Origin of the sequence: Psychrobacter sp. (assembly GCF_036731945.1) — a bacterium.
In the GTDB taxonomy this organism is placed as follows: Bacteria; Pseudomonadota; Gammaproteobacteria; order Pseudomonadales; family Moraxellaceae; genus Psychrobacter.
Map to the genome: position 1 here is coordinate 7,281 of NZ_DAINDI010000096.1, position 223 is coordinate 7,503.

At 49.3% G+C, this 223-nt stretch carries 1 pseudogene; it reads left to right on the top strand.

The annotated features are described in order from the left end of the window. A pseudogene (locus tag V7D75_RS13700) lies at nucleotides 1–223 on the top strand (DUF4105 domain-containing protein); the annotation flags it as partial.

The following is a 223-nucleotide window of genomic DNA, read 5'->3' on the forward strand; positions in this document are numbered from 1 at the left end:
CAATACGTTGATGAGCAACTGTACCAATATTATCTTTTATATGGCGCGTATTGTCAGTGGCGACCGTCTGCCATGGGATTACCGAATTTGGGTATCGGGCTGGCTACCAAACTACTTATACGACGTTGGCATGCTCTACGCCAACCCTGAAAAGGACGGTCAGCCTTGGTCAATGGACACGTGGTACGAGCGCACCCATATCAATCCAAAGGTTCGCGGGTTT